Origin of the sequence: Streptomyces sp. NPDC006997 (assembly GCF_040635175.1) — a bacterium.
Lineage (GTDB): Bacteria > Actinomycetota > Actinomycetes > Streptomycetales > Streptomycetaceae > Streptomyces.
In genome coordinates this window covers 99004-108874 of record NZ_JBEYHH010000025.1, presented here as the reverse complement: position 1 = coordinate 108874, position 9871 = coordinate 99004, and the positions used below count along the sequence as shown (strand labels likewise).

Below are 9871 nucleotides of genomic sequence, written 5' to 3'. Positions count from 1 at the left end.
GACGGCCCGGACGCGGTCGCCCGCGCCGCCGCGCAGGCGGAGGTGCTCGCACGCCGCGGGTACCGGGTGCTCGCCGTCGCCACCGCCGAGCACCGCACCACCCGAGGGTGGTGGCCCCCCTTCACGCGCGTACGTGACGGGACGCGGGCCGCCTCAGCGGCCGAGCGGTGGGGTCAGCGACCGCCCTGCTCATCGCGGCGGCGCTGCCAGCGCTGCTCGATGCGGTCCATCATGGAGCGGCGCTGGCGTCCCTGGTGCCGGGGCTGTTGGCCGCCGCCGCTGGGCTGCTCGCCCGGCTTGGGGGCCTTGCGCCAGCCGGTCACCGCGAGCACCGCGCAGCCGAGCATGACCAGGAAGCCGACCACACTGAGCCACACCTGCTTGGCGACCATTCCGGCCATGAGGAGCGCGATACCTACGAGGAAGCCCGCGACCGCCTGGTAGACCCGTCGCCGGGTGTACGTACGCAGCCCGCTTCCCTCAAGCGCTGTCGCGAACTTGGGATCTTCGGCGTACAGCGCTCGCTCCATCTGCTCGAGCATCCGCTGCTCGTGCTCTGAGAGCGGCACGGAGTCCTCCTCATCGTGCAGTCGCCGGGGCGACCCGGGGGGTCCCTTCAGGATAGGCAGGGAATCGCCCCCGTGAAACCCGCCCCTCTACGCCAATTGGCCAACCGGAACCCGCCATCATCGGTCCGGCCCGCTGAGGACTGGATTCCCCGGCAGCCGCCCCGTCATGCCGGGTGGTCTCCCTCGATCATACGGCGACATGCCCCCGATCGGGGGGCTTGTGGCGTACTCCATGTGCGGCCAAGTCCCTGATCAGCGGGGCGCCACGGGAGGCCGCTCAGGCCCGGGTGGCCCCTCTGGCCTCGCCGAGCACATGGAGCTGGGTGGCCACCGCGTGGAACGCCGGAAGCTCCGCCGCGGCGGCCTCCAGCTTCAGCAGGGCGTCCAGGGCGCCGGGCTCGGTGTCCACCAGCACCCCGGGGACGAGGTCGGCGAAGACGCGCACGCCGTGCACGGCGCCGACGTCCAGGCCCGCGCCCTCGACCAGCGCGGTGAGCTGCTCGGCGGTGAAACGGCGCGGCACGGGATCACCCGCGCCCCAGCGGCCGTCCGGGTCACCGAGGGCCTGTCTGGCCTCCGTGAAGTGCCCGGCGAGGGCGCGGGCGAGCACGGCGCCGCCGAGCCCGGCCGCGAGCAGGCTGAGCACGCCTGCGGGGCGCAGGGCGGCGACGGCGTTGCGGACGCCCTCGGCGGGGTCGTCCACGTACTCCAGGACGCCGTGGCAGAGCACCGCGTCGTAGCCGCCGCGGTCGACGACGTCGAAGAGGCCGTGGGCGTCGCCCTGCACGCCACTGACCCGGTCGGCGACCGACGCCTCGGCGGCCCGGCGCTCCAGCGCGAACAGGGCGTTCGGGCTGGGGTCGACGACGGTGACGCGGTGGCCGAGGCGGGCGACGGGCACCGCGAAGTTGCCGCTGCCGCCCCCGGTGTCGAGGACGTCCAGCGACTCCCGGCCCGTGGCTTTCACCCGCCGGTCCAGGGCGTCCTGGAGGACCTCCCAGACCACGGCGGTACGGAGGGAGGCCCGGGGCCTCATCGGATCCGACACGGCAGTTGACTCCTACGAGAAGGGCTTCAGGCGCTCTCCACCCTATTGCCTCCGCCCCCTCGCCTTCGCCCCGCCGCCTGGTCGCCGTCGGGCTCCCGGGCGGTCAGCCCGCGTCGGGCATCCCGTGCGCGGGGTGGGGGCCGGGCGCCTCCTCTCCGTCCTGGCGGGGCTGGGGCAGGACCGGCTGGAGCACCAGCATGCGCTCGACGAGGCGGAGGAACATCGCCACGTCCCGTATCAGGTCGTCGGCGTCGCGGATGCTGGCGGCGCCGCGGATGCCCGCCTCGGCGCGGGCGCGGCGGCGGGCGCCGGAGGCGAAGAGAGCGCTCCACTCGGTCAGCTCGGGGGCGATCTCGGGGAGCACCTCCCAGGCGCTGCGGATCCTGGCCCGGCGCCGGGGCGAGGTCTCGGGCCGCCCGCGGGCGGCGAGGACGGCGGCGGCGGTGCGCAGGGCGGCCAGGTGGGCCGTCGCGTACCGCTCGTTGGGGGTTTCGAGGACGGCGGCCTCGTCGAGTGCGGCACGGGCCTGGGCGAGCAGGTCGAGGGCGGCGGGCGGGGCCGTGGCCCGGCGGAGCACGGGGTGCACGTCGCCCGCCGGGCCGGGCAGTGAGGGGGCAGGGCCGGTGGCGCGGCGCCGACGGGCGGCGGCTGCGGACGAGCTGGCCATGACGAACCTCCTGTCGTCTGGTGACGGCGCCCTCACCTGAGGTGCCGTATGTGCCCATCGTGAGGTATGGCACTGACAATCCCTTCTGACCTGGGCTTTTGCTTCGAGCGCAAGTTCGGGCTAGCTTTTGAACTGACCAGTCAGTCTAAAAAGTAGCTGTGAGGGGGAGGACATGCGGGGTCTGGCCGTCGCCGCCCGTGGCCTCGGGGTGAAGGGCCCCCGCGGCTGGGCGTTCCGCGGGGTCGCCTGTGCCGCGGAGCCCGGCTCGCTGATCGCCGTCGAGGGGCCCTCGGGGACGGGCCGTACGAGCCTGCTGCTGGCGCTCACCGGGCGGATGCGGGTGACGGAGGGAACCGCCGTCGTCGGCGACGCGCGGCTGCCGAGGCAGTTGGCGGCGGTGCGCCGGGTCAGCGCCCTGGCCCATGTCGCCGGGGTCACCGACCTCGACCCGGCGCTGACCGTCGGGGAGCACCTGCGTGAGCGGGCGCTGCTGCACCACCGGTTCGGTGACTCGCTGCGCGGGCTGCTGCGGCCCCGTGCCGAGCGCGCGCGGGAGGCGCGGCTGCGGATCGACGCCGCGCTGGACGCGGTGGGCTTCGACCGGGCCGCCCTGCCCAAGGGCTCCCGGACCGCCGTTCGGGATCTGGAGCGGCTGGAGGCACTGCGGCTGTCGCTCGCCCTGGCGCTCATCGGGCGGCCCCGGCTGCTGGGGGTGGACGACACCGACCTGAAGCTGTCCGACGCCGAGCGGGCCGAGGTCTGGGCGCTCCTCAGGTCCGTCGCCGAGGCCGGGACGACGGTGGTGGCGGTGTGCAGCGAGGCCCCCGAGGGCGCCGTCGTGGTGTCCACGGCCCCCGGCCCGGGAAGCGCCGGCCAGGACGCCGGGCACGACGAGGAGAAGGAGGCCGTCGATGCGCTCGCCGCTGCTCGCCGCGCTTGAGCTGCGCCGCTTCGGCCGGGGGAGGCTGCCGCGGGCCGCCCTGGTCGCCCTGTTGCTGCTGCCGCTGTTGTACGGCGCGCTGTACCTGTGGTCCTTCTGGAACCCGTACGGCCGTCTGGACCGGCTGCCGGTGGCGCTGGTGAACGACGACCGGGGCGCGACCGTCGGCGGCGAGCGCGTCACGGCGGGCGACGACATCGTCCGCCGCCTGCGCGACAGCGAGGTCTTCGACTGGCGTGAGGTGAGCGCGGCGGAGGCGCACGCGGGCGTGGAGGACGGCCGGTACTACCTGTCGCTGACCATGCCGGAGGACTTCAGCGCGCGGATCGCGTCCAGCTCCGGCGACTCCCCCGAGGCGGGCGCGCTCCAGGTCCGGACGAACGACGCGAACAACTACATCGTCGGGCAGATCTCGCGGACGGTGTTCAGCGAGGTGCGCACGGCGGCCTCCACGAAGGCGTCCCGGTCGTTCCTGGACCGGATCTTCATCTCGTTCTCCGACATCCACGGCGAGACGGTGAAGGCCGCGGACGGCGCCGACCGGCTCAAGGGCGGCATCGGCAAGGCGGAGCAGGGTTCCAAGGACCTCGCCGCCGGGCTGAAGGACGCCAAGGACGGCAGCGGTTCGCTGGCCAAGGGCCTGAAGAAGCTGCACAAGGGCGCGGGCGACCTGGAGGACGGCTCCCGGAAGGTCGCGGAGGGGACCCGGACCCTCACCGACCAGGTCGACGGAGTCGCGGGCAAGGTGGGGCCCTTCCTCAGGGACAACGAGGAGACCATCGGGGACACCGCCCAGCTCGTCGCCGACGCGGCCGGGGCGATCCGCGGCAACCTCGACACGCTGGTGAAGGTGGCGCCGACCGCCGCCAAGGACGCCCGCGCCGCCTCTGACACCCTGGACGGCGTCTACCGGGCGCGCTGCGAGGACCCCGTCCCGCCCGACGCGGCCTGCGCCGACCTGGGCAAGGCCAGGGACGCGGCGGCGGACGCGGCGACGGTCGCCGAGGACCTGAACACGCTCGTCGGCGACGGGCACGGCGACCTGGAGACCCTCGACGGCCACCTCGCCACGCTCCAGGAGCAGGCCCAGGCCCTCGCGGACCGCGCGCCGCACCTCTCGGAGGACCTCGCCGACGCCGTCTCCCGCGTCCACGCGCTCAACGACGGCGCCGGGAAGGTCGCCGCGGGCGCCGAGACGCTGCACACCGGGCTCGGCACCGCCAAGACCGGCGCGGCCGACCTGGACGAGGGCGTGGACGACCTGAAGACCGGCGCGGACGACCTCAGCGGCGGCATGTACAAGCTCGTCGACGGGTCGGTGAAGCTCGCCGGGGGCCTGCACGACGGCGCCGAGCAGATCCCCGACTACGACGAGCGGGAGCGCGACGCGCGCACCGCGGTCATGGCGGACCCGGTCCGGCTCGCCGCGGAGTCCCTGCACGAGGCGCCCAACTACGGCACCGGCTTCGCCCCGTACTTCATCCCGCTGTCGCTGTGGGTGGGCGCCATGGTGGCGTACATGCTGATCCCGCCGCTCAACCGGCGGGCGCTGGCGGTCGGGGCCGCGGGCTGGCGGATCGCCCTCGCGGGCTGGCTGCCGGTGGTGGCGATCGGCGTCCTCCAGACGGCGGGCCTGATGGCGGTGCTGCACTGGGCCGTCGGCCTGGAGATGGCCCGCGCGGGCGGCACGGTGGGCTTCCTGTTCCTGGTGGCGGCCTGCTTCGCGGCGATCGTGCAGTGGCTGAACGCCCGCTTCGGGGCGGCGGGCCGGATCCTGGTGCTGGCCCTGCTGATGCTCCAGCTGACCTCCGCGGGCGGTACCTACCCCGTCCAGACCAGTCCGGGCTTCTTCAACGCCCTGCACCCCTGGCTGCCGATGACGTACGTCGTCGAGGCGCTGCGCAGGCTCATCACGGGCGGCGGCCTCGGACCGGTCTGGCACGCGTGCGTGGTGCTCGTCGCCTTCACGGCGGGGGCCCTCGCGCTGACCGCCCTGTCGGCCCGCCGCCGCCAGGTGTGGACACTCGACCGGCTGCACCCGGAGCTGAGCCTGTGACCGCGCGCGGGAGAATCACGGCCATGGAAAGCAGCAGCGCCACGTCGGGCGCCAGCACCCGTCGCGAGGCCACCCGGCAGAAGCTCTACGAGGCGGCCGTCACGCTCATCGCCGAGCAGGGCTTCTCCGCGACCACGGTGGACGAGATCGCCGAGCGGGCCGGCGTCGCCAAGGGCACCGTCTACTACAACTTCGCGAGCAAGTCCGTCCTCTTCGAGGAACTGTTGCGGCACGGGGTGGGACTGCTGACCGCCTCCCTGAAGGAGGCGGCGGAGCGGTCCGCGCGGGACGGCGGCACCCAGGTGGACGCCCTGGACGCGATGATCCGCGCGGGCCTCGGCTTCATCGCCCGCTACCCGGCCTTCACCCAGCTCTACGTCGCCGAGCTGTGGCGCACCAACCGGGCCTGGCAGTCCACGCTCATGGTGGTGCGCGGGCAGGTCGTCGCCGTCGTCGAGGACGTGCTGCGCGACGGCGTGGCGGGCGGGGAGTTCAGCGAGGAGATCGACGTCCAGCTGACCGCCGCGGCGCTGGTCGGCATGGTCCTGGTGGCGGCCCTGGACTGGCAGGCGTTCCAGCCGGAGCGGTCCCTGGACGACGTGCACGCGGCGCTGTCCCGGCTGCTCCAGGGCCGGGTCAGCGGACGCCGGTAGGGCGCCGGGCGCACCGCGGCAGGCACGCGGAAGCGCCGGTCCAGGATGTGGCCGCGTCCCCCGCGGGCCGCGCCCGGACCGGCGCTCCCTCCGTGTTCCCCCGTTGGGCCCTCGGTTTCCCCCGGTCCCCCGTTGGGCCCGTTCGGTCATCCCCCGGACTCCCCCGTGCCTCGCTTCCGTCGACCCGGGCCGACGGAAGGAGCGGTCCGGGGCCGGTGCCGTTCCGCCGCCCCGTGTCGGCGGTACCGGCGCCCTGCCCCTTTCCGTGTCTCCACTGTCTCGTTCCCGCAGGTCGCGGCCCATCCGTGCGCCTACTCATCTCTCGCCCTGAGTACCGGTACTCAGGCCTGGGCACCCCGGCCCGGCCGATCCGGGCCCGTGGGTGGATTGTCAGTGGCGGCCGATAAAGTCGCGGTCATGGCACGGATTGCGGTGATCGGCGCTGGGATGGGCGCGCTGTCGGCCGCCGCCCGGCTGGCCGTCGCGGGCCACCGGGTGGCGGTGTACGAGCGTACGGAGACGTACGGCGGCGCGGTGCGCCGACGGGAGCGCGACGGCTTCGCCTTCGACACCGGCCCCGGGCTGCTGCCGCTGCCCGCGGTCTACCGCGACCTGTTCCTGAAGACCGGCAAGGAGCCGCTGGAGGACCGCGTCGAGCTGGTCCAGGTCGACCCGTCGGCGCGGCACGTGTTCGCCGACGGCAGCGAGGCCGTCCTGCCCAACGCCTCCCGGGCGGGCGTCGTCGCGGCCCTGGACGGGGCGCTGGGCGCGGGGGCGGGCGAGCGCTGGGGCGACGTCCTGGTGCGGGCCCGGGAGGCCTGGGACCGGTCGCGCAGACCGCTCCTGGAGGAGACCCTGTGGCCCAACTGGCGGGTCCTCGCGGAGCGTGAGCCCTATCCGGCGGCGCCCCACAAGCGGCTGCTGCGCACCCGCCGCGCGGGCACCCTCGCCGAGGTGGCCGCCTGGGAGCTGCGCGACCCCCGGCTCGCCGCCCTGCTGGAGAGCCACGCGCTCGCCTACGGCCTGGACCCGCGCACGGCACCGGCGGGCGCGGCCCTGCTGGCCTACCTGGAGCACGCCTTCGGCACCTGGTACGTGCGCGGGGGCCTGCGGGAGCTGGCGCGCGCCGTGTACGAGCGCTGTGTGGCGCGACGGGTGGAGTTCACCTTCGGCGCCGAGGTGGCGCGGGTGCGGGAGAAGGACGGCCGGGCGGCGGGCGTCGAACTGGCCGACGGAAGCGTGGCCGAGGCGGACTTCGTGGTCGCCGGGGTCGCCCCGGAGCCGCTGGACCGCCTCGTCACGGGTACGGCGGCCAGGGGCGGCGGCGCGGACGGGGTGCCGCCCCAGCGCGGGCTGCCCAGCCGTCTCACGGTGCTGCTGGCGCTGCGCGGCGGCCGTCCGGAGGGGACGGCGCACCGGACGGTGGTGCACGCCCCCGACCGGGAGGCGGAGTTGACCGCCCTGTTCGATGCGCCGTCGGGGACGGCCGTCCGCCCGACGGTGACGGTGCTGCGGCCCGCCGACCCGGCGCTGGTGCCGGACGCCGGGCACGAGGCGGTGACGCTGACGGCCACGGTCCCGGCGGGCGCGGACCCCGGCGCGGAGTACGCGGAGGCGATGGTCGCCGCCGCCGAGTGCGCTGTACCCGGCCTGCGCGACCGGGTCCTCTGGCAGGAGAGGCGCACCCCGGCCGACATCGCGGCGGAGACCGGCGCGGTGGGCGGCGCGGTCCCGGCACCGGCGCTGGCCGCGGCCGGGGGCCGGTTGCTGCACCCCGGCAACACCACCGCGCTGCCGGGCCTGTTCACCGTGGGCGGCTGGTCGCACCCCGGCGGCGGGTTGCCGCACGCGGGCATGTCGGGCGCGCTGGTCGCCGGACTGATCGTGGAGGGGCCGGAGTTCCGGGGCTCACAGTGATCCCTGGGCGGGCTCAGTAGCGGTACTGGTCGTCGTAGCCGTTGCCGCCCTGCGGCTGCTGCCCGTCGCCCTGGTAGGGGTACGGCTGCTGCTCGGGCGGGAGTTCACCGCCGTACGGGTCGTCGGTGCTGCGCTGCTGCGGGACCCAGACACCGCCGGGCGGGGTCTCGCCGCCGTAGCCGCCGGTGGCGTACTGGTCCTGGGTGTAGCCCTGGGGGTCGTACGTCGGGTAGCCGCCGGTGTCGTAGGCGGCGCCGGCGCCGCCGTCATAGGTCTGGGTGCCGATGTACGGGTCCGAGTAGGCGGCGTACTGCTGCTGGCCGGTGGTGTCGTAGCCGTAGCCCTGCTGGCCGTAGCCGGAGTAGTCGTAGCCGTAGGACTGGTCGGTGGCCTGGGCGGCCGCGGCGTACTGGTCCTGGGGCTGGCCCGCGGGGGCGGGGTTGTCGCCGTATATGCCGTAGGAGCCGGTGTCGTCGGGGAGCGGCTGCGGCTCGTAGACGGCGGTGGTCTCGGCGGCCGTGGGGTCGGCGGGGCGGGCCGGGGTGAACATGTCGTCGCGGTCGTAGCCGTCGTACGCCGCCTGCTCGTCCTGGCCGTAGGCGCGGTCGCCGTCGTCGGCGTAGTCGCCGCCGGGTGCCTCCAGGTCGGAGACCTCCAGGGTCGGGTCCTGGTGCTCGGCCCCGCCGCGCCCGAGCCTGCCGACGCCGAAGCGGGAGCGGTCGGGGCGGCCGGTGGTGACGGCCCAGCCCTCGGCGAAGCCGCGCCGGAACGACAGGGTGACGTAGGTCTGCCCGACGGCGAACGCCGCCGCGCCCAGCGCGATGACGACGACGGAGGGGATCAGTACGCCGACGACGACGCCGAGGAAGCCCGCGAAGGCCAGCAGCCGCCAGCGGAGCCGCGCCTTGTACTGCAGCAGCACCTCGCCGAGCAGCCACAGTGCGACGACGCCGAACGCGATGTAGAGGACCGTCCAGCCCATGTACGCCCCTCTCCCAGATGACCGCTACGCAGTGTGTCGTACACCGGTGCGACCGGTCTAGGCCCGCGGTGGCCGGTGCAGGCCCAGGTTCTCGTAGATTTCCAGTGTCGCCGTGGAGTTGTTGAGCGTGATGAAGTGCAGACCCGGCACTCCCTCGGCCAGCAGCCGAGCGCAGAACTCCGTGGCGAAGTCGATTGCAATGGAGCGTACAGCGGCCGGATTGCCTTTGGCTGTGAGGATCCGCTCTTTCAGCTCGGGAGGGAACGCCGCGTTGGTGAGATACGGCACTCGCTCCAGCGTCCTCACGCTGGCGATGGGCATGACCTCGGGGATGATCGGGGTCTCGCAGCCCGCCGCCGCGACCCGGTCGCGCAGCCGCAGGTAGTCCTCCGGGTGGAAGAACATCTGCGTGATGGCGTAGTCGGCGCCCGCGCGGCACTTGCCGACGAAGTGCCGCACGTCGGCGTCCCAGTCCGCGGAGCGTGGGTGCATGGCGGGGAAGGCGGCGACGCCGACGCAGAAGTCACCGGAGGTCTTGATCAGTTCGACGAGTTCGGCGGCGTAGCGCAGGCCCTGGGGGTGGGCCACCCAGTCGCCCATCGGGTCGCCGGGCGGGTCGCCGCGCAGCGCGAGCATGTTGCGGATGCCCGCGTCGGCGTACTGGCCGATGATGTTGCGCAGATCGGCCACCGAGTGGTCGACCGCGGTGAGGTGGGCGATGGGGGTGAGGGTGGTGTCGGAGGCGATCCGCTCGGTCGCCTTGACGGTGCCGGCGCGGGTGGAGCCGCCCGCACCGTACGTCACGGAGACGAAGTCGGGTGCCACCGCCTCGACCCGGCGCAGGGCGTTCCACAGGTTCCGCTCGCCCTTCGCGGTCTTGGGGGCGTAGAACTCGAAGGAATACGTCGTCCTGCCGGTCGCGAGCATGTCGCGCACGGTCGGGGCGTGGTCCGACCTGGTGGATGCGGTGCCGAGGGCCATACGGGCAGGTTAGCCAGGCGTTTGGTGCTCACCCAACCGGAGTCGGGGAAATTGACCG

The 9871-nt window shown here is 74.3% G+C and carries 9 protein-coding genes; 4 read left to right on the top strand and 5 right to left on the bottom strand.

Annotated features, from left to right (window positions below; genetic code table 11):
• Nucleotides 1-173: 173 nt before the first annotated feature.
• From ABZ659_RS24505 to ABZ659_RS24495, 3 genes are all read right to left on the bottom strand, one after another.
• Entirely contained in the window at nucleotides 174-569 is a 396-nt protein-coding gene (locus tag ABZ659_RS24505; protein WP_360223844.1) for a DUF3040 domain-containing protein, read from the bottom strand.
• Nucleotides 570-846: 277 nt separating this feature from the next.
• Entirely contained in the window at nucleotides 847-1617 is a 771-nt protein-coding gene (locus tag ABZ659_RS24500) for a methyltransferase (RefSeq protein ID WP_360223842.1), read from the bottom strand.
• A gap of 103 nt (nucleotides 1618-1720) precedes the next feature.
• A complete protein-coding gene (locus ABZ659_RS24495; protein WP_360223840.1) occupies nucleotides 1721-2284 on the bottom strand; it encodes an SAV_6107 family HEPN domain-containing protein in 564 nt (187 codons plus the stop codon).
• 172 nt (nucleotides 2285-2456) lie between these two features.
• Between ABZ659_RS24495 and ABZ659_RS24490 the strand changes: the two genes are divergently transcribed.
• The 4 genes from ABZ659_RS24490 to ABZ659_RS24475 all read left to right on the top strand — a co-directional run bounded on the left by ABZ659_RS24490 (nucleotide 2457) and on the right by ABZ659_RS24475 (nucleotide 7850).
• Nucleotides 2457-3224: an ATP-binding cassette domain-containing protein gene (locus tag ABZ659_RS24490; RefSeq protein WP_360223838.1), complete on the top strand. Its 768-nt coding sequence runs from the start codon at nucleotides 2457-2459 to the stop codon at nucleotides 3222-3224.
• Nucleotides 3196-5280, top strand: coding sequence for a YhgE/Pip domain-containing protein (locus tag ABZ659_RS24485; RefSeq protein WP_360223836.1), 2085 nt, complete (start codon nucleotides 3196-3198; stop codon nucleotides 5278-5280). Before ABZ659_RS24490 ends, ABZ659_RS24485 begins: the two co-directional genes overlap by 29 nt.
• 23 nt (nucleotides 5281-5303) lie before the next feature.
• Nucleotides 5304-5933 (top strand): TetR/AcrR family transcriptional regulator, encoded by a 630-nt coding sequence (locus ABZ659_RS24480; protein ID WP_360223834.1) that lies wholly within the window; start codon nucleotides 5304-5306, stop codon nucleotides 5931-5933.
• A gap of 417 nt (nucleotides 5934-6350) precedes the next feature.
• Nucleotides 6351-7850: an NAD(P)/FAD-dependent oxidoreductase gene (locus tag ABZ659_RS24475; protein ID WP_360223832.1), complete on the top strand. Its 1500-nt coding sequence runs from the start codon at nucleotides 6351-6353 to the stop codon at nucleotides 7848-7850.
• A 13-nt stretch (nucleotides 7851-7863) separates the two neighbouring features.
• Here the strand turns inward: ABZ659_RS24475 and ABZ659_RS24470 are convergent, their stop codons facing one another.
• Nucleotides 7864-8832 (bottom strand): hypothetical protein, encoded by a 969-nt coding sequence (locus tag ABZ659_RS24470; protein ID WP_360223830.1) that lies wholly within the window; start codon nucleotides 8830-8832, stop codon nucleotides 7864-7866.
• A 57-nt stretch (nucleotides 8833-8889) separates the two neighbouring features.
• Nucleotides 8890-9813: a methylenetetrahydrofolate reductase [NAD(P)H] gene (gene metF / locus ABZ659_RS24465; RefSeq protein ID WP_360223828.1), complete on the bottom strand. Its 924-nt coding sequence runs from the start codon at nucleotides 9811-9813 to the stop codon at nucleotides 8890-8892.
• Between the last annotated feature and the right edge of the window lie 58 nt (nucleotides 9814-9871).

Coding starts and splice junctions, on each gene's coding strand:
- ABZ659_RS24490 (WP_360223838.1), top strand. CDS start 2,457: ATGCGGGGTCTGGCCGTCGCCGCCCGTGGCCTCGGGGTGAAGGGCCCC.
- metF (WP_360223828.1), bottom strand. CDS start 9,813: ATGGCCCTCGGCACCGCATCCACCAGGTCGGACCACGCCCCGACCGTG.
- ABZ659_RS24485 (WP_360223836.1), top strand. CDS start 3,196: ATGCGCTCGCCGCTGCTCGCCGCGCTTGAGCTGCGCCGCTTCGGCCGG.
- ABZ659_RS24475 (WP_360223832.1), top strand. CDS start 6,351: ATGGCACGGATTGCGGTGATCGGCGCTGGGATGGGCGCGCTGTCGGCC.
- ABZ659_RS24495 (WP_360223840.1), bottom strand. CDS start 2,284: ATGGCCAGCTCGTCCGCAGCCGCCGCCCGTCGGCGCCGCGCCACCGGC.
- ABZ659_RS24470 (WP_360223830.1), bottom strand. CDS start 8,832: ATGGGCTGGACGGTCCTCTACATCGCGTTCGGCGTCGTCGCACTGTGG.
- ABZ659_RS24480 (WP_360223834.1), top strand. CDS start 5,304: ATGGAAAGCAGCAGCGCCACGTCGGGCGCCAGCACCCGTCGCGAGGCC.